This window comes from Flavobacterium sp. 38, from assembly GCF_057799715.1.
In genome coordinates this window covers 574,226-598,123 of record NZ_JBYNWZ010000001.1, presented here as the reverse complement: position 1 = coordinate 598,123, position 23,898 = coordinate 574,226, and the positions used below count along the sequence as shown (strand labels likewise).

The following is a 23,898-nucleotide window of genomic DNA, read 5'->3' as shown; positions in this document are numbered from 1 at the left end:
TGTTAAAATTGAGATTTGGAATTTTTTTTATCGATAATTTATAATCTTTGTCAAAGTTTTCATTTTCCATTTGGGATTTGGAATTTAAAAATTTGGGATTTTATTTTATGTTATGAAATCAATTCGAGAAATATTTAGAAATAATAGAGATCTTCTGGAAGAATCTGAAGTACAACAACTTGTTTCTTATTGTGAAGAACTGCAAGATGAAATTGTAGAATTAAAATTTCAAAAAACGGAGAATAAGGAACTTGCTTTAATTGACATGATTAAAGAAGTTTTAAAAGGTTGCGAAGCTTTGGACAAAGAACAAATGGAGCACGAAAGGTTTGGCTATGATGCGCCAGATTATAAATCAACCGTTTCGTATTTACAGCGATATATTCATAGCCGATGCCGTGAGGAGAAGATTTGGTTGTGAAGAAATTCCAATAAAAAAAATCCAAATTCCAATTTGAAAATCTTTGCGTAAATCTTTGTCAAAGTTTAAGACTTTGACAAAGATAAGCTCAAGTGAAAATTGAAATTTTTTTATTGGAATTTTCTTTTATTTAGAATTTGTGCTTCAATTTTAGAAACAACATTTTCTGGTAAAATAGTTCTCATCGCATCTTCATAACCTTCCACAATTTTGTTTCCATAAACTGAAGTTGGCAGTTTCGGATATTGATTTCGGTCTGAAGTCAGTGCGTTTTCTAAGCTTTGATTGAATGGCAAAAATCCCGAAAATGGATGTGTTGCTCCCCAAAGTGTCACTACTTTTACACCCAACATTGCGGCGATATGAGCGTTTCCAGAATCCATAGAAAGCATCACATCAAGGTTACTGATTAACTGTAATTCCTGCTGAAATTTAATTTTTCCAGCCATATTAATTACATTTTCAAAGGGTTGCGAAATTGAATCTAAAATTTCGATTTCTTTCTTTCCTCCGCCAAAAAGCAAAATTTTGTACGACGAATTTTTAGCCAATTTTGCAATAACTTCTTTCATCAAATCCAAAGGATAAACCTTAGAACCGTATTGAGCAAAAGGTGCAATTCCGATTAATTTTTGGTTTTCGTTTCCGATAATTTCTAAAATTTCTGCGCCTAATTTGGCTTTTTCAGGAAATTCAGGATGAGATAAATCTAATGGAAAACCCAATTCTTCAAACACTTTTGCGTGTCTTTCAAACATAGTTGGCAGTTGTTTGAAAATCTTATTTTCAGATCGAGTTAATTCTTTTTTTCCTTCTCTTCCCTTATCAACCGTTGCTCTTTTTTTTCCGCTTAAAGCGAAAAGCAAACTCACAATCTTAGATCTCAACACATTATGAAGATCTGCAAAAGCATCTATTTTGAGTTTTTTTACATCTGAATATAACTTCAAAAGTCCTGAAAAACCTTTGTGTCTTTCTTTTTCGTCAAAAGCAAAAAACTCTAGATTGGGAATTCCGTCAAAAAATGGTTTGAAAAAAGGACGTGAAATAACCGTCACTTTCACGTTTGGATATTGTTTTACAAAAGCGCGTAAAACAGGAACCGTCATGGCGACATCTCCCATTGCGGATAGTCTCATGACGGCTATATGCTTAATTTTGCTAGACAAGTCTGCCAAATTATTTTTTGTTTTGATATAAAACTGGGTTCAATTCATCGTCGTTGTACATTTTCATTTGTTTGTACACTTTCATGAATTTATCTCCGTTTTCAATATCTGTCAGTAATTCTTCAATTGCTGTAGATAAATCTGTTCTTTGTTCTAAAAGAATATTTAATTTCTCTTGACATTTATCTCTGTGCTCCTGAGAAGCCTCTGCGCGAGTTGCTTCTTCATGCATATGATAAATTTTTAAAGCTAAAATAGACAATCTGTCAAACGCCCAAGCTGGACTTTCAGAATTGATTTTTGCTCCGTCTTTTACTTTTACATTACTGTATTTTTGTAAAAAGTAACTATCAATATATTCCACCATATCAGTACGTTCCTGATTTGATGCGTCGATTCTTCTTTTTAGTGTTAACGCTGCAACTGGATCAATCTGCGGATCACGAATAATATCTTCGAAATGCCATTGAACGGTGTCAATCCAGTTTTTAAGATATAACAAATGCTCGAACTTATCTTTTGGATAAGGATTATTGATTGGCTGATCTACATTATCAAATTGATGATAATCTTTGATGCTTTGTTCGAAAACAGAATATGCTAATTTTGAAAACATGTCTTTATTTTTTTTACTAAACAAAGATACTTTTTATACTTTTATACTTTGAAAAAAAGCGTTAATTTTTCAATTATTCATAAAAAACAATTGATCTTCTAAAAAAATAGTATGAAAATCCATTATATATCTGAGAACAACAGTGTGTTAAATCATTTTTTAGGACAGATCCGAAATGTAGATGTTCAAAACGACAGTATGCGCTTTCGCAGAAATATTGAGCGCATTGGCGAAATTATGGCTTATGAATTGAGCAAAATTTTACCTTATAAGCAGATTGAAATCCAGACTCCTCTGGGAATTAAGAAGACAACAGAAATTGATGCCGATTTAGTTTTATGCCCTATTTTAAGAGCCGGACTGCCGCTTCATAATGGTTTTCTAAATTATTTTGATCACGCAGAAAACAGTTTTGTTTCTGCTTGCAGATTTCATCCCAACAATGACGATGAATTTGAAATTCGAGTTGAATATCAAGCAATTTCAGATTTAAACAACAAAACGGTTTTACTTCTTGACCCAATGCTTGCCACTGGTCAATCGATTGTGGCAGTTCATAAAAAATTAGTCGAAAATGCTACTCCAACAGAAATTCATATTGTTGTAGTTATTGCTGCTCCTGAAGGTATTGCTCATCTAGAAAAAAATCTTCCAGAAAACTGCCATTTATGGGTTGCCTCTTTAGACGAAAAACTAAATGAGAAAAATTATATTGTTCCTGGACTTGGCGACGCTGGCGATCTTGCTTACGGAAGTAAATTATAATTGAGAGAAAAAAGTAAATAAACTACACACAATCAAGGTGTAATATACAATCTCGTTATTCAGTTTTTGCTGCATATATTCTACATGACTCGTTGCCATAATAGTTAATGGGGCAATGCTAAACAATAATAAATCATTGCTTTTATTTGGCGAAATGATGTATACAAAAGCCGCTATAAAAAAACAAGCCACAATTTTCTTATACGAAGAATGTACAATTTGCGGTCTGTTTGATAAAGTCATTAACATCGAAGTAACAAAAAATAAAGCAACTGCAGTGTAGATTGAAAGTGCTGCGTTTTCGTAATTATTCTTAAAATAATCAATTTTAAAATCGACAACAGCTCTTTCTTGAATGAAAGCTACGGCATCGAGATTTATAATTAAAGATGTCATGTAAAATAAAATCGCTACTGCCAAAAGTGCTATAAAAGGCAAAACCCAGTTTCTATAATCTCTTGAAACGTGAAAAACAATAGATATGTAAACCAATATTAGGAAGAGAATACTCCAAAATTGAAATAAAGAAGCTACAAAAATCCAAAATGCCGCATCAAATATTTTTTCTTTCGAAGATTTTAACGATTGAAGCGAAATTAATCGTCGAAGTGCCAATAAAATGAAAAAATTGGCATATATAATATTTGGGTTATTAAATATCGTTGGAAAAAATAAAATGAACAATAAGTAGAAAAGTATCGCGTAACCATTATCTTTACTGAGTCCGTTCTTTTTTACAATAAAATTAATCATAAAAAAAGAAGCCAAAATAAAGCATAATAAACTCACTTTTTGGAAAGCCAAAAAATAAGAAGTAACCCAAGAAGGGTCTTTAATTTGGAACATAAAAAAGAAAACCAGTATTAAAATTACAACCAATGAATAATTTAATGGCGTAGATTTTTTAAAAACACTTGTTATCATAAGGATATTTTATACTTTTGTGATTGTAAAGATACTACTTGTTTAAAAGGAAAAACCTAACAAGTTGAAAAAAGATTTGGTTCGCCGAATTTTATCTTCAAGGCATTACACAACAATAAATAACATATAATTTTTAAAATTATGACAGCTTTTTTCGAAGGAATTCAATACCTATTCGTTAACATTTTGTTTGCTCCTCTTGACTTTTTACGTCGTTTGGAATTAATTACATGGTTTGGTGCAAACACTATCAACTGGATTTTTATGATCATCTGCTCTGTAGCAATCGTATATTGGATTAAACAATTACGCATTTTTGATGATGCTGGAACAGAAAACCAAGATACAACAGCTCATTCATTTTTAAAATAAAAACCAAACCCTTAATTAAAAGGGTTGGTCTGTTTTATTTTTAAATTAGATCGAAGCCAATATCTTTTCTAAAATACATCTTATCAAAGCTTAGTTTATCTATGTTTTGGTAAGATTTTTTTATGGCCTCCTGGAAATTATCTCCATAAGAAGTTACAGCAATTACACGTCCTCCATTAGTAACGACATTTCCATTATCTAATTTTGTTCCTGCATGAAAAACAATAGAATCTGTAACATTTTCTAAACCAGAAATTACTTTTCCTTTTTCAAAATCTTCAGGATATCCGCCAGAAACAACCATTACCGTTGTAGCACTTCTTGGATCAACTTCCAGATTAAAATCTCCTAACTTTTGATCTGCAACAGATAAAAACAATTCAACTAAATCTGACTTTAATCTCGGAACCACAACTTCGGTTTCAGGGTCACCCATTCTTACGTTGTACTCAATAACGATTGGTTCTCCTTTTACATTGATTAAACCGATGAAAACAAAACCTTTGTACTCGATTCCATCTTTTTGGAAACCTTCGATTGTTGGTTTTACAATACGAGTTTCAATTTTTTCCATTAAAACTCCATCAACATAAGGAACTGGAGAAACTGCTCCCATTCCACCTGTATTCAATCCTGTATCTCCTTCTCCAATTCGTTTGTAATCTTTTGCTGTTGGAAGAATTTTATAGCTTTTACCATCAGTTAAAACGAAACAACTTAATTCGATTCCATCCAAGAATTCTTCGATAACAACTTTAGAACTTGCTGTACCGAATTTTGCGTGAACCAGCATGTTTCTTAATTCCGTTTTTGCTTCTTCAAGATCTTGAATAATCAAAACTCCTTTTCCAGCTGCTAATCCGTCTGCTTTTAAAACGTATGGAGGCTGTAAAGTTTCTAGAAATTCACATCCTTTTTCAACCGTTTCGGCAGTAAAACTATCATAAGCCGCGGTCGGAATATTGTGTTTCATCAAGAATTCTTTAGCAAATTCTTTACTTCCTTCCAATTGAGCGCCTAATTTTGATGGTCCGATAACTGGAATATGTTTTAAACTTTCGTCATTTTTAAAATAATCGTAAATACCTTTTACCAACGGATCTTCTGGTCCTACGACTACTAAACTTATATTTTCTTTCAGCACTAATGCTTTTACTGCTTCAAAATTTGTTGCAGAAATGGCAACGTTTTCAGCAATTGCAGCAGTTCCTGCATTTCCAGGTACTACAAAAAGTTTTTCGCAAAGCGGACTCTGAGTCATTTTCCATGCAAATGCATGCTCCCTTCCGCCTGATCCCAATAGTAAAATTGTCATGGTGTTGTTGTATTTAGTTGTGGTGCAAAAATAGTGGGTTTTAACCTTAAATAATAATTTATTTTACCTACCTTTGGCGTTAGTAATGCGAAAGGTATGATAATTTCATTTGGATCTAAAGACACTGAAAAAATTTGGAACGGTATTGTTGTCAAAAAGCCTTCAATAGAAATACAACAGATTGGAAGAAGAAAACTTAGAATGCTTAATAACTCGCAGAATATTGCTGATTTGAGAATCCCACCTTCTAATCGGCTAGAGAAACTTTCTGGGAATCTTAAAGAATTTTATAGTATTAGAATTAACAGCCAATGGCGAATAATTTTTTGTTGGGAAAATGGAAATGCTTCAAACGTAGAAATTGTAGATTATCATTAAAAAATTAAAGAAATGGAAAAATTAAAAAACATACATCCTGGTGAAATTCTATCAGAAGAATTTTTAACTCCGTTAAATATTACGCCTTATCGTTTATCAAAAGAATTAAAAATTCCTCAAACAAGAATATCAGAAATTATTAAAGGAAATCGCAGAATTACTGCTGATACTGCTTTACGTTTAAGTCAATATTTTGGAAATTCTGCTAAATTCTGGCTGGGTCTTCAAGATGATTTTGATATTGAAGAAGAAGAAACTATTAAAGGTCAGGAATTGAGATCAATCAAGCCCTATGACGATATTAAAGAAGCCATTTAATGATTCGACTCTTTGATATTTCACTACAACTAAATGGTTTTCCGATAAAGAAAGCCAAAGCTGAGTTGGATAAAATTGTTCATTTCTCCGAAGAAGAATTTGCAGTTTTTCTTGAAAATAAAAAGAAAGAAATTGTTGATTTTCATCTAAAAAATAATCCTTTTTATAACGAATTGATTGGCAATAAAATTGTAGAAAAATGGGAAGATCTTCCTATTCTAAACAAACAAAATCTTCAAAAACCACTTGAAAAAAGGCTTTCTAAAGGCTATACTATAGAAAATGTTTACCTCAACAAAACTTCAGGATCAAGTGGAACTCCTTTTGTTTTTGCCAAAGACAAATATTCACATGCTCTGACTTGGGCATCAAATATTATGCGTTTTGGCTGGTTTGGAATTGATTTTAATCATTCTTACCAAGCACGTTTTTATGGAATTCCTATGGATTTTATTGGATATCGAAAAGAGCGATTCAAGGATTTTCTAACGCATCGTTATCGTTTTCCTGTTTTTGATTTATCTGATGAAATTCTTGAAAAATTTCTTGAAAAATTCAAGACCAAAAAATTCGATTACCTCAACGGATATACCAGTTCTATCGTTTTGTTTGCTAAATATTTAGAAAGAAAAAATATCATTTTAAAAGAAATTTGTCCAACTCTAAAAGCTTGTTTTGTCACTTCGGAAATGCTTTTTGAATCAGATAAAAAACTCTTAGAAAAACAATTCGGGATTCCAATCATTAATGAATATGGCGCTTCTGAACTTGATTTAATTGCTTTTGAAAACCCACAAGAAGAATGGCAAGTAAATGCTGAAACTCTTTTTGTTGAGATTCTAGACGAAAATAATCATCCTGTTCCACATGGAACGGAAGGCAAAATTGTAATCACTTCTTTATTCAATAAAGCAAATCCGTTTATCAGATATGAAATTGGCGACATAGGAATTTTAGACGAAAAAAGCTCTCCTCAAAAACCAATTCTCAAAAAACTTATAGGAAGAACCAATGACGTTGCTATTTTACCAAGCGGAAAAAAATCTCCTGGATTAACCTTTTATTATGTAACCAAAAGCATTGTTGAAGACGACGGAAATGTAAAAGAATTTATCATCAAGCAAACCAAAATAGATTCTTTTGAAATTGAATATCTTTCTGAAAATGAATTGACCTCAAATCAAATTCAAAAAATCGAAGATGCTATTTTCTTGTATTTGGAACCCAATTTAAACTTCACATTTACCCGAAAAACGATTTTAGAAAGAACTAATAGAGGAAAACTAAAACAATTTAAATCTTATATTAAATATAAATAAAATCTTACATTTGTTTTTTTAATGAAAACTTATGGACGGTCAATCTTTACTTTCTGAAGAAACAATTTCAGACAAAATATATTTTATCCGTGGGCAAAAAGTGATGCTAGATTTTGATTTGGCTTTTCTTTATGATGTTGAAACCCGCAGATTAAATGAACAAGTAAAAAGAAATCTATCACGATTTCCTGAAGATTTTATGTTTCAACTACATAAAACTGAGCTTGACACTTTGATGTCGCAAATTGCGACATCAAATCGTGGCGGAATCAGAAAATTACCTTTCGCTTTTACCGAACATGGCGTCCTAATGCTTTCAAGTGTTTTAAAAAGCGATAAAGCCATCCAAACCAATATTCAAATTATGCGAATTTTCACGAAAGTGAGACAAATGCTTTTGGACACAACAGAAATTAAAGTTGATATTTTACAGATTCAGAAGAAGTTAGAGAATCATGATAAAAATATTGAATTGGTTTTTTCTTATTTGGATGAATTGACAGAAAAGAAAGAAAATGAAACTGAAAGAGTGAAAATTGGGTATAAAAAGTAAATTACAAATTCTTCAAGGTCGCAAATTGCGACCTTAAACTTGATGTCACAATTTTTGACTTCAAGATTGTAATTAATTCATTTAAATTTTAAAATATTAAGAAAGCGCTTCAATCTATTTAAAATCCAATTTAAACTTTACTTTTGCCATACAAAAAGTTTATTCTACTTATTGAAGCTAATCTATGAAAATTACCATAATTGCAGGCGCAAGACCTAATTTCATTAAAATCGCACCGATTATTAATGCCATAAAGAAAAAGCAAAATGAAGGTTTTGATATCTCATTTCGTTTGGTGCATACGGGTCAGCATTATGATAAAAATTTAAGTGATACTTTTTTTGAAGAATTAAATATTCCTCAACCCGATGTAAATCTCGAAGTAAAAAGCGGTTCGCAGGCCGAACAGACAGCGGCTATAATGATTGCTTTTGAAAAAGAACTGATTCAGAATCCTGCTGATTTGGTATTGGTAGTTGGCGATGTGAACTCCACAATGGCTTGCTCTATTGTTGCCAAAAAATGCCATACAAAGGTAGCTCACGTTGAAGCCGGAATTCGTTCTGGAGACTTATCAATGCCAGAAGAAATAAATAGGATGCTTACAGACAGTATTACTGATTACTTTTTTACAACCTCAACTTCGGCTTCAGAAAATTTATTAAAATTAGGTTCAGATTCTGAAAATGTTCACTTTGTGGGCAATGTAATGATCGATACTTTATATCAAAATATAAACAGAATTTCGGCTCCTGCTTTTTGGAACGAGCATCAGTTACTGGAAAAAAATTATATTATTCTGACGCTGCATCGTCCTGCAAATGTGGATGAAGTTTCTTCTCTTATTGAATTACTTCACGGAATTGACTTTCTTATAAAAGATAAAAAGATCATTTTCCCAATTCATCCGAGAACGCAGGCAATTTTAAAAGAAAGTAAAAATGACTTTAAGAACATCATTTTTGTTTTACCTCAGGGTTATTTGAATTTTATGTTTTTAATTAAAAATAGTTTTGCAGTTATAACAGACAGCGGTGGAATTTCTGAAGAAACGACTGTTCTTGGGATTCCTTGTTTTACCATGCGTGATAATACTGAAAGACCTGAAACAGAAACTATTGGAACTAATAAAATTGTAGGAACTTCATTAGAAAATCTGAAAAAAGTTTTTGGTTCTTTTTTACAAAATGGACTAGAAAAAAGGGGGATTCCCGAATTATGGGACGGAAAAGCATCTGAGAGAATTGTTTCTATTTTATTGGATAAAAAATAATGAAAGACATCCTTATAATATCCAATTATTATCCGCCTGAAAAAGGGGCTGCTGCTAATAGAATAGAACAGTTAGCTTTGAAATTAAACCAAAATGGGTATACTGTTTCGGTGATTTCCCCTCTGCCCAATTATCCAAAAGGAAAACTTTTTCCAGAATATAAAGGCAAATTTTCGGTTATAGAAAAAATCCAGAACATTACTTTAAAACGTCTTTGGATTTATCCGAGTAACAGCTCTAATATTTTTAAAAGAATTATATCTACTTTTTCGTTTTCGACCACTTTATTTTTCTATTTATTGTTTGTCCGAACTCCAAAAAAAGTCATAGTACAATCACCTCCATTACTATTATCCTTTACAGCTGTATTAGCTCTTTGGATAAAAAGAAAAAAGATAATCCTAAATGTTTCAGATCTGTGGCCAATTGCAGCAATTGAACTCGGCGTTTTGAAGAAAAATAGTGTTTCGCACAAATTTCTGTGCTTTATGGAGCGTTTTATTTATAAAAAAGCAACTCATATTTTTGGTCAATCTAATGAAATTATCTCGCATATTCATTCCATTTTTCCAGATAAAAAGTGTTTTTTATATCGCAATTATCCAGATCATGTTATTGAAAATATTGTTGATAAAAAGCAGAGTTCTGATGAGCCAATAAAACTGTTTTATGCCGGTTTACTAGGAGTTGCGCAAGGTGTTTATGAAATTATTCAGCAATTGGATTTAGAAAACCTTAATGTCGAACTTCATATTTTTGGTGATGGCGCCGAAAAAACTGAAATCTTAAATTATATAAATAAAAAACAAAGTAATAAAATTGTTTTTCATGGAATGCTGGAGCGAAATGTCCTTCATGAAACTTTACAAAACTTGGATATTGCTTTTGTTCCTCTTAAAACCAGAATTTATGGATCTGTTCCTTCAAAAATATTTGAATACACCGCTTTAGGTTTCCCTGTTCTGTACTTTGGTGGCGGTGAAGGAGAATTTATTGTAGAAGAAAATAATCTAGGTTGGGTTGTTCCCGTTGAAGATTTTGAATGCCTAAATAATGTTTTAAAACAAATTTCTGAAGCTGGAAAAGATGAAATTCAAAACATGAAAAAATCAATTTTTCTTCATGCAAAATCTCATTTCAATCTTGACGAACAAATAAAACAATTAATTGAAAATGATGCTTTTTAATTTCATTTTCATTGAAAAATAAAAGGGAAATATTTGATAATATTTCCCCTTTCTTTTATTTAATGTAGTTTGAAAAATCTTTATGTTCTTCTTTTGAAAGTTCTTCTGGCGATAACGATCTGAAATAATCGTAAGTGATTTTCATTCCTTCAGAACGGCTTACTTTTGCTTCCCAACCTAATAATTCTTTTGCTTTTGTCGTATCTGGCTGACGTTGCAACGGGTCGTTTATTGGAAGCGGATGATACACTACTTTCTGATTTGTTCCTGTTAGTTTTATAATTTCTTCTGCAAAATCTTTGATTGTAATTTCGTCAGGATTTCCAATATTTACAGGATATACATAATCAGAATGCAGTAATCTGTAAATCCCTTCAACCTGATCGTCTACATAACAAAAAGAACGCGTCTGCATTCCGTCACCAAAAATGGTTAAATCTTCGCCACGAAGTGCTTGGCCAATAAAGGCGGGAATTACACGCCCATCGTTTAATCGCATTCTTGGTCCGTATGTATTAAAAATACGTACGATTCTGGTTTCTACACCGTGAAAAGTATGATACGCCATCGTGATTGATTCCTGAAAACGTTTTGCTTCGTCATAAACTCCACGTGGACCAATTGTATTTACATTTCCATAATATTCTTCAGTCTGCGGATGCACTAAAGGATCTCCATAAACTTCAGAAGTTGATGCAATCAAAATTCTTGCTTTTTTAACTCGCGCTAAACCTAATAAATTATGTGTTCCTAATGACCCAACTTTCAAGGTCTGAATCGGAATTTTCAAATAATCTATCGGACTTGCCGGTGAAGCAAAATGTAAGATATAATCTAAATCACCTGGAACGTGAACAAATTTGGTAATATCATGATGATAGAACTCGAAGTTCTCCAATTTGAATAAATGCTCAATATTTTTAAGATCTCCTGTAATTAAATTATCCATTCCGATTACAAAGTAACCTTCTTTGATAAATCTGTCACATAAATGTGATCCTAAAAATCCTGCTGCTCCGGTAATAAGTATTCTTTTCATTTTAGTATTTTCTGTTCATTAGAATTATCCACAACATTGAAAATGCAGTAAAAAATTATAAAGAAAATTATTCCTCTTTGTCTACTCAAAAAAGATTCGGTCAAAAATAAGACTATCATTGTTACTGCAAAAGCAATATGAATAAAATCTTTATTTAAAATTCCTTTTCTCATGGTAATAAATAGCATAATCAATAGTATTAAAACCCCAAATATTCCTAATTCTGAAAAGATCTGGATATATTCATTATGGAAATTAAATTCACCATAACTTGAATGTAAATTATGTTCCTTTACTTTTTGTTTTATTTTTTCCTGAGATGCATCTAAACCAAAACCTTTAAAAAAGATATTTTCTCTTTGAAGCATTTCCATAAAAATTCTAACCTGAAAAACTCTTAATGCTGTTCCTGAAAAAAAATTATTTTCTTGAAATGTATCATTATTCCAGGCTTCTCTGGTACTAATATTAGTTATTGATTTATTTGTACTATTTATAGAACTGTCTGTCATAACCGTTTCAAATTCTATCATAAAGCGGTTTTTTATAGGTGCAACAAACAATACAAAACAAACTGCTATAACTATAGAAAATGAAATAGTTACAATTTTTATTTTTTTTGAAAGGTCAGAAAAAAATAAAAAATATAGAATTACCAATAATAAATCGACTAGAATAATATTTTTTGATGACAACAAAACAACAAATATTATAAGAACTAAAAATGCAATATTATCCGAAATTTTCTTTTCTTTTTTTCCTAAAAAAAATAACATTGCCATAGAAGCAAAAACAGATACATAAATAGCATTTAGATTTAAAGTAACCAATTCATGATAAAAGAATACATTTTTATTTCCTGTATTTAGGAACCTTATTACTGCTTTTATAAGATAAAAAAAGGCATAACCTGCCATTGTAAAACTATATATTTTAAGTACTTTATTTACTGTATTTTTTGTTATTTGTGGTAACAGCAAAAACATTATCGGAATCAATAAAAGTAATACTTCTTTTTGTAATCCTTTAATTGTTTCTTTTATGTCAATAGTCCAATTAAGCGAGAGAAGCATTAAAATATAAAGCGCGATTGGTAATAAAAAAATTCCTGAAATTGAAAAATCGTTCTTTTTTGCTTTAAGCAATGTAATTAAAATAAATAATAAACAAGTCAAACTTCCAAAAATATACTTTAAAGGAAGTGTGATTAACATAGCAGAAAGAAGATAAACTAGTGCTGTTTGATTTTGCCAGTCTATATTATTTAAGAAATTTTTCGAATAATTTAAGATACGATTCATTTATTTTATTCCAATTAAATTCATTGATAATCGTTTCAAAATTATCTTCAATTAGCTGTTTGAAATTCTCTTTTTTAATTATTTGCAATATTTTTTTTATTTCTGAAGCTGTAGTAAAATAAAATGCTTTTTCTTTTAAAATTGCGTAATTAAATTCATTTTTATGGGCAACAATAAGTGTCTTGGCTGCCATTGCTTCTAACAAAGATGGATTAGTTCCTCCAACAGAATGTCCGTGAAAATAAATATTAGAGAAAAATCTTAAATTGTTCAGATGTTCTTGGTTATAAATGGCTCCTAAAAATCTTAAATTATTATAATTCTGATATTTTTTTTTCAGAGATTTTCCAAACTTATTTTCATTATTTCCGATAATCAAAATTACCTTATCGTCTTTACTTTCTACTACACCATCGAGAATAATTTCAATATTATTTTCAGGTTCAAATCTGGCAATTATTAAATTAAAATTATACTTCGAAACTTGATATTCAGAAAGTATCGCTTCATTTTCATTTATAAATGGTTCTGCTCCATAAGTAATATATGAAACTTCTTTTTTATATTTTTCCTTGAGGTATTTTTGTATTCCTATAGAATCTGCAATTAAATGATTACTGCTTTGAACTGCTTTTTTTTCTGCAAACCGTAGAAACTTTTGTGTTTTTTTTGAGTACTTGGTTCTCTTCCACTCCATTCCATCCATATTTGTAATAATAATCGATTTTTTAGGCAAAAGAAATGACCAAACCGAATTACTTGTATATCCTAGTTGAAGAATAATATCAAAATTTCTTTTTCTAGAATCTAAAATACAATTCAAATCATAAATAAACTGACCTGCAGTTCCTATTTTATATTCTGGATCGTATTGATGGATAATATTTACATTTTTAAATTTTTTATATTTAAAAATATGGTTATGAGAATTATATACAAACACATCATGATTTTTCTGCGTTAAATAAACAGCAAAAATTTCAGCAAACTGCTCGAAACCTCCATAATTATTTGGAATTCCTCTGGTTCCCAGAATTGCTATTTTCATTGGTTTTTATTTATTTCTTCCATTAACAATTTGGCAGATTTTTTCCAATTGTACTTTTCTTTAATTATTTCTGAATAATTAACGCTGTGAGTTTGCTTCAATTTTGACATTATTTTATTATGCAAATCGATTTTATCAAAGGGATCAAATTTGCAGTTTTCTAAGAAATTAAAATCCTTCATTGCAGTCGTGTCCGAGCACAAAGAATCAACACCTGCAGACGCAGCTTCTAAAGGTGGAATTCCAAAACCTTCTGCAATAGAGGGATAAATAGAAATACGAGCTCCTCTGATTAGTAACTGTAGCTCTTCAAAATTAATATTTTCTAGAATGATAATTTTTTCTCGAATATTTTTTGTCAATGAATTAAACAAATTGTCAAATTCCTTGTTCTGTAAATCTCTTTTTCCAACCAAAATCAGAAAAAAATCTTCATAGTATTTATTCTCTGCAAAAACTTCTAATAAGAAATGATGATTTTTTCTAGGCTCCCATCGACTCACATAAATAAAATAATTTTCTGCCTTGTATTTTTCTTTAACTTTTAATTGAATTTCGCGCTTATCATATGATTCAAAAAAAACATCATTAACCCCATTTGGTGTAATCACAACATTTTTATTTCCAAATTTCTCCTCGATTTGTTTTTTTGAATATTCTGAAACTGTCAATATAACATTTGAACGCTTTGCACTGCACTCAAATAAAAATTTGTTTTTAATTCTGTACATTAACGGAAAATATTGTGGGTATTCTAAAAAAATTAAATCATGTATAGTATTGATGTATTTACAATTCTTTATAGGCGGAACAATATATTGAAAATGTGCAAAATCTATATTGCTTTTTTTAATAAGCCTAGGAATATCTATTAACAAACGATAAAACCTGTTTTCAGATCTTAATTGAAGGTAATTTATATTTTCAGCCTTTCCGAAAATTTCTTCTATCTGCATGATATTTTTTGCGGCAAAAAAGAACTCTTTGCTTTTGTCTTTTACAAGTTCTTGATATAATCCTGTTATATAGGTTCTGGTTCCTTCATAGTTTTTATCAAAAATATGACAATCCACAAATATTTTTATCCGCTCTTTCATTGATATTTTTGTTGTGAAAAAATAGAAATAAGTCCTCCTAAAATAAAAATAATAACATCTCTCGGATTATATATTCCTGTAATTGTCAAAGTTGTAAATAAAAAAGAGACACCAATAACACTTATAAATACTGGTGTAAATTGAAAACTAAAATAAATATAGTGATAGATTTTCAATAAAAAATATAATAGTAAAATTAAGCCAATAATTCCTGTTTTGTAAAAAATATAGATATAGCCATTATGGGTTTCTGAAATATATCGTATTCCTTTTTCATCCAAAGGAGCTTTAAATTTTAGATCAATTAGGGACCCAAATCCGGTCCCTATAATGTAACTCGATGGTGATTTATCCATTAGCACTAAGGCTCTTTTTACCTCATAACCACGCCAGTGATCCCAAAGTTCTTTATGATTTTCTCTATCAATTTTTGTTTTAAAAATTTCTGAAGGAGCGATCTTTACTTTATACAAAAAAGCTTCAAAACCTTTACCGTTCCTATCAATTTTAATTGAAAAAAGGTAAATATACAATAGACTAACAGCTGTTATAATACCCAAAACGATTTTAATGTTCTTAGCATTTATTTTAGTATACCCATAAATAGTTAAAAATCCTAAAATGAAAACCACCAGCATTGTTCTCGAAAAATATAATATGCCAGAAACAATAATTGTAAAGAAAACTATGTGGTTATGCCATTTATTCTTGAACATTCTTTCTTTAAAAAATTTATTATAGAAACAAAAAAATAACAAACCAAAGGTTTCCATAAAATTATCTTTTCCAAAAATATTCCTCCACTGATTTACATCATCTACAATTAATTTTCCATTAAACAAAATTAAAATGATGTGAGAAATAGCCATTAAAAAAGCTAATAAAACAATTATTTTGATAAATTCTTTTATCTCAATTTTTCTAAAAAAAAGGTATCCTAGAGAGATTCCAAGAATTGGTTTCAAAAAATGGGTAATATCTTTTATTAAGTGAATTAGTTTAAAATTTTTTCCTAAAAAACCCAAAAATCCGATTCCAAAAATTAGAAGTAAAGGAACAAGCAAGTTTATAAGTGTGTTGCTTATCTTAAAATTATTTACTTGCACTATAATAAACAAAGCAAATAGCTGAATAGCAATATTTACTTTAAATGGCAAATACAGCTGTGAAAATACTACAACCAGAAAAAGACCTATTATGACTTGTTTTATTTTCATTAAATCGTGTCTTTGATTCTTTTAATTAAAATATTAATCGAAATCATTAAAAAGGCAAATTGCCTTTTGATTCCAAAAAAATGTTTACGTACATAGATTTTATATCCATTCATCAAAAATCTATTTCTTGATGTATTATGTCCAACAAAATGAATATAACTTACTTGTGGAACAAATACACAACGTTTTCCTACGTTATGCATTCTCTTGCATAAATCAACGTCTTCTACATACATAAAGAATTCGGAGTCGAAGCCTTGAAATTCTAGATAATCTTTTTTTCTAATTAACATAAAAGCTCCCGTAACCCAATCAACAATATAATTTTGAGTAAAATCGAATTTGCCTTGCCTAAACTCTTTTCGATTATCATTCATAAAAGAAACCTTAAGTAATCTAAAAACTGATGGAAATCTCCCCACTGCTATTAAATATTTTTGTTTTTCGCTTAGCATATTTACTGTTACTATTCCATAATTGTCGTTTGAATTTAAAACCTCAACAGCTGGTTTAAGATCGTTTAAAAGAATCGTATCATTATTGAGCAGAAGCAGTATTTCTCCTTTTGCATGATTTGCTCCTAGATTATTTGCTTTACCAAAACCTAAATTTTCCGTACTTTGAATAAGAATAACTTGAGGATAATTTTCTTGTACGAACCGAACACTATTGTCATTAGAATTATTGTCAACTAGAATTATTTCATATTGCAAATTATTTAAATGGATATGCAGCGAATTAAAACATTCTTTAAGATATTTTAATCCATTGTAATTTACAATAATGACAGAAATCATTTGATCCATTTAAAATAAGGTATAAAATCCCAACTTCTTCTTTATATAATAAACACACAAAGTATTGAGTAGTAGGTTTGTCACTAAACTTGCCCACGCAGCACCTAAAATTCCTAAAAATGTAATAAATACAAAATTTATTACAACATTTGCAGTAAAACAAACCAATGTAATATTTCTTAAAACATTTTGATTATTAGTCATATTTAAAATCTGATCTCCATTTCCTGCCATTGCATTTACAAGTACTCCAAGCACTAATATGATAAGAACATTTGCTCCAGACACAGCCTCTTCACTAAAAAATGATAAAATAGTTTTATTGAATATTATAACAATTAAAACTAGCGGAATGGTCAATATTGAAATCAGTTTTGTTGCATTTTGAATAGTTTTTTTTAATTCTTTAAAATTTTTCTCTCCATAAAGTTGAGCTATTTTTGGAGTTATGATAGTACTTATAGAAACTATTATAAGCAGTCCCAAATTTGCTATTTTGTATGCAACATTATAAATCCCTAATTGTTTTTCATCCACTATCAAACCTAAAATAATAATACTTGTTCCGTTTAATAAATACATCAAAAAACCGCTGAGAAATAATGGAGAAGATGTTTTTAGTAGCTCTTTAGTAGATTGTACCTTAAATTTTTCTTTCGGACTCCATTCAAAAATTGTAATTATTTCAATTATTACAGTTAAAAGTATAGAAATTGAAAAAGCCAAAAAAGTAAAATATCCTCCTCTGTTTAAGAAATAGAATAAACTTAAAAACCCGATTAACAATATGTTTGGAATTACAAACATAAACAGATTAAACTGGAGAAACTTTTTTGTTGCAATAAAAAAATAGACAAAAATTTCGTGAGCTACAAATAAAGGTATAGATACCGAAATAATTAAAAAATACGGATATAAATCTGAATTTTTAAAAACAGAATCTGACAAAAAACCTGATCCTATGTAAAAAAGTAACATGGGAACTAAGGCGAACAAGAGCGTAATTTTACAGCCTTTAATCAATAATTTTTTGGCAGCAAAATAATCATAATTTCCGTTTCCAATAACTTTAATAAGTGTGTTTGGAATTCCGAAAGAAACAAATAGTGTAGAAATTTGAGAAATAGTCAGAATTAAGGAATACTTTCCAAATGCTTCCACTCCAAAAAACCTATTTATAAGCAATACAATAAGAAAAGAAATTCCTAGACCAAAAATTCTAAATTGAATGTTTTTTATAAAAGAAACAATTAAACTCTTATGTCTATAAAATAAATTCATAGTTGTTTTACTTATAAATAACCTATCTTAAATAAAAAATGAGGCTTTAAAAGTAGACTTATTTAAATTCTAAAGCTATTTTATCTACAAGTAAATCTGTTCCCATTAAATAAGGATCATATGAACCATTTACCGAACTTAATTTGTATCCGTAATAATTCATATCCCAGCTTACGAATTCATTTGGACTAAACCAATCTATAAAAATTTCGTTTGAACCATCAAGAATTTTATCTTTATGTCTAATCGAAATATTCTTTATTGTGACATAGCCTTGACTAGGATTTACACCTAAATCTATTCTAAAGTTTTTAGGATTAACATCTTTGGGAAGATCTAACACTATTTTTTGCATTCTATTAGAGGCATAAATTGCCTGCGAAACAGAATTATCATTATTCCAATCTTTTCCTTCAACCAGATAATATAATTCTATTTTATCATTTTTTTGAAAAAGCCCTTCTATTTCAATCGAATAATTATCTTTAACAGAGCCATCTGTACTTACAGAGTTGTTGCAAGACACAAATACTAATAGAAAAAGTGTAAAAAGAATAAGTAGTTTTATTTTCATATAATTCAATTATTTTTGTATTCTTTTTTGATAATAATTTCTACAAAAGCTCCACAAAATATAACAAAATAAAAACAACAGAGGAATTAAAATCTTATAATTTAAATAAAGTGGTGTCTTAGCCTCAATATTAGGAGTTGTGCTATTTTCTTTTATAATTTTATCAAAACTGATTAATTCTAATTTATGGTGGCCCTGCTCAATAATTAAGTCGTTCTTAGTCTTAATAATCTCATTAAGTTGCGTATTTTCATTATAATAAACTAGCTTATCGCTTTTAGAGCTACTGTTTACAGCTTTTGAAAAATTATTTAAAACTCCATCAATCTGTTTAATGATGGTATCATTTTGCTTCATTTTGTATTGAACATTTGAATAAACTTCTTTCTGTACTTTGCGGAAATGTTCAGATTCATTCAAATATTTTAAAAGGGGCTGAATAATATTTTCTTGAGTTACTTTTCTATTTGTCCATAAAAAAATCGTCTGATATGGATAATTTTTACTAGTTACGTTTTCTTCAAGAACTTTTTTAATTTCACCATCTTCAGCCATTAATTTAATCAATTCAAAATTTTGCTCTTTGTCTTCAATAAACTTATAAACATCGGCAATTGGTTTTATTTCAACTTTTTTAATCGATTTTGGTTTATTAATTCCTACTTCATCTTTTAAAAAAGCAGTATCTCCGGCGATAATTTTAGATTCTATCAAATTTATTTTAGAATATAAATAATCTACACTCCCAAAATTTGGAGTTACAATAATTTGATTTTCATATGTTTTTTTATTTGATTCTAAATACCAGCCTATACCAAAGCCTACAATAACTAAAATTAAAACTATAATCCAATTGCGAACAAAAAAATGAATTGATTGAAAAATCATGGTGTTAATTCTATCGAAAAAACTACCAATACTTTTTGAAATCATAGTCAAATCAATCTCCTGATCTTCCAAATTCTGCGGTACTTTTGTACTCATTTACAATTTATTTTATATTGAAAATTTGTTCTAAAATTTTAATAGTAATCAAATAAGTAGGTTTTACACCTGTTGTTCCTAAACCGCCTGAAGCCAAAGTACTCCCTGTTTCCAATGGATTATCAGACGCATAATACGCATAACGAACTTTAATATCGTGCGGTACGCTTTTTCTAATTTTTGATGCTGACTGAATTGCTTTTTGGTAATATGATCCTTCCATTTCTAGACCAATTACTCCCCAAGTCGATTCGTGGAAAAATTTCAATAAATCTCTGTTTTGCAGCGAAGTTCCCAGAACGGTAACCATTGCTCCTTCATAAATATCAATTTCATTTCCTTCGAACATCGAGCCAGTTAATTCATTTTCAAAGAAATAATTATCAGCTGTTCCTTCGTTGATATGTGCTGTCGGAATCATAATATCGCCTTTTCCTCCTTCCAAAATTCCAGCTTTACCCATAATAGAAACCGATTTTACATTTAATAAAGTTTCTTTTTTATAAGGTTTTAAAAGCTCATCGATGGTTTCGTAAGCCTGTTCGCCAAAAGCATAATCCATTACGATTATGACTGGTTTTTCTTCGCCCACATTCGCGTGCGAAAATGCTGTTTTTGACCAGTCAACTTTGGCTGTATCAAAAATCTGAACATCGATATTAGTTCCAGAAGTATCTGGTAACGAAATCATTCCGTTTTTTAACGCCAATTCTTCAACTTGAGTTCTAATTTCTTTTGAACCCGAAGCGCTTAATTCTTCATAAATAAAGAAATCTGTTTTTCCTTTATATTTTGTTTTTAACAATGGCGTTGCAAAAATCGAATTCATAACACTATGCATGTTCGCACTAATGACGTGAATTGGCCTTTTCAGCAAATCGTTTGCTTTTAAAACTTCTTTTATGTTGGTTGCCCAGATTTCGCCGTGAATGTGATGTCCCAAACGCTCACGTAAAACGGGACTAAAAGTGATTGTACGTTTATTGTTTTCAACAATTTCTTCAATCGCTAATTTTCCTAACCAATAAATAACATGCAGAAAACGATCTGGCGCAGTTTCAGAACCGAAAGCGTCATAAATATCTAAAACTTCCTCAAAAGTTCTAGCCAAAATATTAGCAACGTGCGAAATAGCTTTTTCTTTTTCTACCAAAGAAAGCTTTTTGGTCTGCATAACAGCTTGCTCCAGCTTTTGCCAATCGCGAGAAACCTCACCTCCATCGTCTATTAAAACTCTATTTTTGATTTTATGAGATTCGATGAAAATAAAAGTCAAATGTGTAAGGATATCATAAATATCTGAACGCCCACGCGTGATTTCGACATTCATTTGCTCCTCGTCTATTCTGTAACAGTTTCTTCTTCTTTTTGGAGGAACAATTGGCTGAAAATGCGATTTAGAATATCCTTCGTCTGATGTTAAATTGATAAAACGGCACTGCTCAATTCCGATTGGAAGACGCTCTATAACATACAAAAGTCCGTTAAGTTCCACTTTTTCCTCGGCTATATTTCCGTAAATTTCTGGACGCAATGCCAATAATGATTCTCTTAAACTATCGCCCGAAACCCCCATTGGTTTGTAAAAACCACGGTTGAATAAATGGCGCATTGTAATGTACATTTTTTCAATAGCCGCAGATGATTCCTGCGCTCTTGATCTTGATATATGTTTGGTTTCTTTCATTCTATTTAATTTATAACTCAAATGTAAGCAAATACAGTGCATACCTTGTATCTACAACATTATTTTTTAAAAAATCATTTTTATTTTGATTTGTCTTGTTTCTTAAATTTGTCCTTTGTCCAATTTTCGGGATTTGAAACAATATAATCAGAAATTCTTTGATATTGATTATTGTCTCTAATGATATTATCATAAAACAATTTTTGCCATTGATGCGGATATCCTAATCTATTGGCGTGTTTGGTTACAGCAGATTTATAGGATCCAACAATAGACGAAATGGTGTTTTTCCCAATGTTTTGAAATCGTTGCGAACCTGGTTTTTCAAACGTCATGATCGGTGACGGCGGTGGTAGATACAGGGCATGCCCTGTATCTACATCGTTCGCATCCTTCATATTATTCACGTTATCCAAATCGATATTATTTTGTTTATCAATAATCAAAATTCCGTGGATATGATTTGGCATCACCACAAAATCACCCAATTCGACGTTTTTATGGTGCATCGGAATTTGATGCCACAATAAATCGGCAATAATGCCAACTTCTGATAAAACCATTTTATTATTTTGAATTTCTCCAAAATAATGTTTTCTGTCCTGTGTACAAATTGTTATAAAATACGCTCCGTTCCAACCATAATCCCACCATTGGGCTCTTATTGAAGAAATACGATATTTATTTTGAAACTTTCCTTGACTCATTAATTTTCATTTACTTATCCATCTCAAATTCATTGGATAAATAACTGCTTAATCTTGGAAATATTATTTTATTTTGTAAGATTATCCGCAATATTTCTGTCGTTCGACAATCTCGGTATTTTATTTTGACCTCCCAATTTTCCTTGCGATTTCATGTATTCCTGAAATCCGTTTTTGGAGACCTTTGTGATCACAACTTTTCGCAGGACATTTCCTGTAATTAAATCGTCGTAATAAATATTTTGTTTTCGCATCGAATTGTCTAACGCTTCCGCGAAAGCGTCAAAATTGTCTGGTTCTCTTTCAAATTCAATCAGCCATTCATGATAAGGCAATCCGCTCGCAGGCGTAATTTGCGGTGCCACAGTAAATTCGTTAATAACAATATTAGTTTCTGCAACTGCTTCTTTCATTGCATTTTCAACTTCATTAGCAATTACGTGTTCTCCAAAAGCCGAAATGTAATGTTTGATACGTCCAGAAACTATAACTCGATACGGAGCCAAAGATGTAAACTGAACAGTATCGCCAATATTATAGCGCCAAAGTCCCGCATTCGTAGAAATAATTAGCACATAATTTACTCCCACCTCAACCTCACCGATTGTATATACTTTTGGATTTTCGGTAAAGAATTCATCTGCTTTTATAAATTCGTAGAAAATACCTGAATTCAGTAACAGCAACATACCTTTTTCTTTCTGCGAATCCTGATAAGCAAAAAAACCTTCAGAAGCCGGAAATAACTCTATACTGTCTACTTTTCGGCCAATCATATTTTCAAATTTGGCGCGATACGGTTCGTAATTGACTCCTCCGTAAATAAACAGATTAAAGTTTTTGAATATCTCGCCTATTTTCTTCCCTCCGCTTTTCTTTTCCAAACGCTCAAAATACATTTGCACCCAAGACGGAATTCCAGAAATAACAGACATATCTTCTTTTATCGTTTCGTCTACAATCGCATCTACTTTGGTTTCCCAATCTTCAATACAATTGGTTTCCCACGAAGGCATTCTATTTTTCTGAAGATATTTAGGAACAAAATGCGCGACAATTCCAGAAAGTCTTCCAAATTTAATTCCGTATTTCTCTGTTAGAATCGGACTTCCCTGCAGAAAAATCATTTTTCCGTCAACAAAATCGGCTTTTCCAGTTTCATGGACATAATGCAAGATCGCATTTCGCGCCGCTTCTATATGATAAGGCATTGATTCTTTGGTCAGCGGAATATATTTTGCTCCCGAAGTAGTTCCCGAAGTTTTAGCAAAATACAATGGTTTTCCTTTCCATAAAATATCCGATTCTCCTTTTACAACCTTTTCAACATAAGGCTTTAAATCTTCATAATCTCTTACAGGAACTCGTTTCTGAAAATCTTCGAAAGTTTTTATTTCATTGAAATGATGATCTTTTCCAAATTCAGTGTTTTGGGCACTTTCAATTAAATTTTCAAAAACCTTTTGCTGGGTTTCAACTGGTTTGTTAGCCCATTTACGTGTTTTATTGTATATTTTTTTAGCAAATATTTTTGCCGCAATTGACTTAATTGACAT

General features: G+C 30.4%; 25 protein-coding genes. 9 read left to right on the top strand and 16 right to left on the bottom strand.

The annotated features are described in order from the left end of the window. The first annotated feature begins 112 nt into the window (after positions 1–112). A complete protein-coding gene (locus tag AC3E9W_RS02540; protein WP_488766663.1) occupies positions 113–421 on the top strand; it encodes a hypothetical protein in 309 nt (102 codons plus the stop codon). Positions 422–531: 110 nt separating this feature from the next. Here AC3E9W_RS02540 and AC3E9W_RS02535 read toward each other — a convergent pair whose 3' ends face one another. Together AC3E9W_RS02535 and AC3E9W_RS02530 are read right to left on the bottom strand one after the other, a co-directional pair. Further along, positions 532–1,560, bottom strand: a complete 1,029-nt coding sequence (locus AC3E9W_RS02535) for a glycosyltransferase family 9 protein (protein WP_488766662.1) — start codon at positions 1,558–1,560, stop codon at positions 532–534. 40 nt (positions 1,561–1,600) lie between these two features. Next, positions 1,601–2,206, bottom strand: a complete 606-nt coding sequence (locus AC3E9W_RS02530) for a DUF4254 domain-containing protein (protein ID WP_125718547.1) — start codon at positions 2,204–2,206, stop codon at positions 1,601–1,603. Between the two features lie 111 nt (positions 2,207–2,317). On the opposite strand from AC3E9W_RS02530, the gene upp reads away from it, so the two are divergent. Then, positions 2,318–2,971, top strand: a complete 654-nt coding sequence (upp, locus tag AC3E9W_RS02525; RefSeq protein WP_306154046.1) for a uracil phosphoribosyltransferase — start codon at positions 2,318–2,320, stop codon at positions 2,969–2,971. On the opposite strand, the gene AC3E9W_RS02520 is transcribed toward upp, so the two are convergent. Further along, positions 2,966–3,895 (bottom strand): DUF6427 family protein, encoded by a 930-nt coding sequence (locus AC3E9W_RS02520; RefSeq protein WP_488766660.1) that lies wholly within the window; start codon positions 3,893–3,895, stop codon positions 2,966–2,968. The two genes, upp and AC3E9W_RS02520, sit on opposite strands and share 6 nt — an antisense overlap. 141 nt (positions 3,896–4,036) lie before the next feature. Here AC3E9W_RS02520 and AC3E9W_RS02515 point away from each other — a divergent pair, with 141 nt between their 5' ends. Beyond that, positions 4,037–4,267, top strand: coding sequence for a DUF6341 family protein (locus tag AC3E9W_RS02515; RefSeq protein WP_110308163.1), 231 nt, complete (start codon positions 4,037–4,039; stop codon positions 4,265–4,267). A 40-nt stretch (positions 4,268–4,307) separates the two neighbouring features. On the opposite strand, the gene purD is transcribed toward AC3E9W_RS02515, so the two are convergent. Further along, on the bottom strand, positions 4,308–5,582 hold the full coding sequence (gene purD / locus AC3E9W_RS02510) for a phosphoribosylamine--glycine ligase (RefSeq protein WP_488766658.1): 1,275 nt from the start codon (positions 5,580–5,582) through the stop codon (positions 4,308–4,310). A gap of 96 nt (positions 5,583–5,678) precedes the next feature. On the opposite strand from purD, the gene AC3E9W_RS02505 reads away from it, so the two are divergent. The 6 genes from AC3E9W_RS02505 to AC3E9W_RS02480 all read left to right on the top strand — a co-directional run bounded on the left by AC3E9W_RS02505 (position 5,679) and on the right by AC3E9W_RS02480 (position 10,610). Next, positions 5,679–5,960, top strand: coding sequence for a type II toxin-antitoxin system RelE/ParE family toxin (locus AC3E9W_RS02505; RefSeq protein ID WP_306154040.1), 282 nt, complete (start codon positions 5,679–5,681; stop codon positions 5,958–5,960). Between the two features lie 12 nt (positions 5,961–5,972). Then, on the top strand, positions 5,973–6,278 hold the full coding sequence (locus AC3E9W_RS02500; RefSeq protein WP_306154039.1) for a HigA family addiction module antitoxin: 306 nt from the start codon (positions 5,973–5,975) through the stop codon (positions 6,276–6,278). Continuing rightward, on the top strand, positions 6,278–7,597 hold the full coding sequence (locus AC3E9W_RS02495) for a phenylacetate--CoA ligase family protein (RefSeq protein WP_488766656.1): 1,320 nt from the start codon (positions 6,278–6,280) through the stop codon (positions 7,595–7,597). The genes AC3E9W_RS02500 and AC3E9W_RS02495 overlap by 1 nt, the downstream gene beginning before the upstream one ends. Positions 7,598–7,628: 31 nt before the next feature. Continuing rightward, complete coding sequence (locus AC3E9W_RS02490; RefSeq protein ID WP_488766654.1) at positions 7,629–8,150, top strand: ORF6N domain-containing protein; 522 nt, start codon at positions 7,629–7,631, stop codon at positions 8,148–8,150. A 184-nt stretch (positions 8,151–8,334) separates the two neighbouring features. After that, positions 8,335–9,423 carry a non-hydrolyzing UDP-N-acetylglucosamine 2-epimerase gene (gene wecB / locus AC3E9W_RS02485; protein WP_488766652.1) on the top strand — a complete coding sequence of 363 codons (1,089 nt, stop codon included), beginning with the start codon at positions 8,335–8,337 and terminating at the stop codon, positions 9,421–9,423. Next, positions 9,423–10,610 carry a glycosyltransferase family 4 protein gene (locus AC3E9W_RS02480; protein WP_488766650.1) on the top strand — a complete coding sequence of 396 codons (1,188 nt, stop codon included), beginning with the start codon at positions 9,423–9,425 and terminating at the stop codon, positions 10,608–10,610. Before wecB ends, AC3E9W_RS02480 begins: the two co-directional genes overlap by 1 nt. A 55-nt stretch (positions 10,611–10,665) precedes the next feature. Here AC3E9W_RS02480 and AC3E9W_RS02475 read toward each other — a convergent pair whose 3' ends face one another. From AC3E9W_RS02475 to AC3E9W_RS02420, 12 genes are all read right to left on the bottom strand, one after another. Further along, entirely contained in the window at positions 10,666–11,649 is a 984-nt protein-coding gene (locus AC3E9W_RS02475) for a UDP-glucuronic acid decarboxylase family protein (RefSeq protein ID WP_488766648.1), read from the bottom strand. Continuing rightward, positions 11,646–12,950, bottom strand: coding sequence for an O-antigen ligase family protein (locus AC3E9W_RS02470; protein ID WP_488766647.1), 1,305 nt, complete (start codon positions 12,948–12,950; stop codon positions 11,646–11,648). The genes AC3E9W_RS02475 and AC3E9W_RS02470 overlap by 4 nt, the downstream gene beginning before the upstream one ends. Then, positions 12,910–13,998: a DUF1972 domain-containing protein gene (locus AC3E9W_RS02465; RefSeq protein ID WP_488766645.1), complete on the bottom strand. Its 1,089-nt coding sequence runs from the start codon at positions 13,996–13,998 to the stop codon at positions 12,910–12,912. Before AC3E9W_RS02465 ends, AC3E9W_RS02470 begins: the two co-directional genes overlap by 41 nt. Further along, positions 13,995–15,095 (bottom strand): glycosyltransferase family 4 protein, encoded by a 1,101-nt coding sequence (locus AC3E9W_RS02460; protein ID WP_488766643.1) that lies wholly within the window; start codon positions 15,093–15,095, stop codon positions 13,995–13,997. The genes AC3E9W_RS02465 and AC3E9W_RS02460 overlap by 4 nt, the downstream gene beginning before the upstream one ends. Continuing rightward, positions 15,092–16,312: an O-antigen ligase family protein gene (locus AC3E9W_RS02455; protein ID WP_488766642.1), complete on the bottom strand. Its 1,221-nt coding sequence runs from the start codon at positions 16,310–16,312 to the stop codon at positions 15,092–15,094. The genes AC3E9W_RS02460 and AC3E9W_RS02455 overlap by 4 nt, the downstream gene beginning before the upstream one ends. Next, positions 16,312–17,109, bottom strand: coding sequence for a glycosyltransferase family 2 protein (locus tag AC3E9W_RS02450; RefSeq protein WP_488766640.1), 798 nt, complete (start codon positions 17,107–17,109; stop codon positions 16,312–16,314). The genes AC3E9W_RS02455 and AC3E9W_RS02450 overlap by 1 nt, the downstream gene beginning before the upstream one ends. A 9-nt stretch (positions 17,110–17,118) precedes the next feature. Beyond that, on the bottom strand, positions 17,119–18,390 hold the full coding sequence (locus tag AC3E9W_RS02445) for an oligosaccharide flippase family protein (RefSeq protein ID WP_488766639.1): 1,272 nt from the start codon (positions 18,388–18,390) through the stop codon (positions 17,119–17,121). A 58-nt stretch (positions 18,391–18,448) separates the two neighbouring features. Then, entirely contained in the window at positions 18,449–18,964 is a 516-nt protein-coding gene (locus AC3E9W_RS02440) for a hypothetical protein (RefSeq protein WP_488766637.1), read from the bottom strand. A 9-nt stretch (positions 18,965–18,973) separates the two neighbouring features. Beyond that, positions 18,974–19,948: a hypothetical protein gene (locus AC3E9W_RS02435; RefSeq protein ID WP_488766636.1), complete on the bottom strand. Its 975-nt coding sequence runs from the start codon at positions 19,946–19,948 to the stop codon at positions 18,974–18,976. Between the two features lie 7 nt (positions 19,949–19,955). Further along, positions 19,956–21,635 (bottom strand): DUF6909 family protein, encoded by a 1,680-nt coding sequence (locus AC3E9W_RS02430; RefSeq protein WP_488766635.1) that lies wholly within the window; start codon positions 21,633–21,635, stop codon positions 19,956–19,958. 80 nt (positions 21,636–21,715) lie between these two features. Further along, on the bottom strand, positions 21,716–22,342 hold the full coding sequence (locus AC3E9W_RS02425) for a transposase (RefSeq protein WP_488766634.1): 627 nt from the start codon (positions 22,340–22,342) through the stop codon (positions 21,716–21,718). Positions 22,343–22,410: 68 nt separating this feature from the next. Continuing rightward, positions 22,411–23,898 (bottom strand): GH3 auxin-responsive promoter family protein, encoded by a 1,488-nt coding sequence (locus AC3E9W_RS02420; protein ID WP_488766633.1) that lies wholly within the window; start codon positions 23,896–23,898, stop codon positions 22,411–22,413.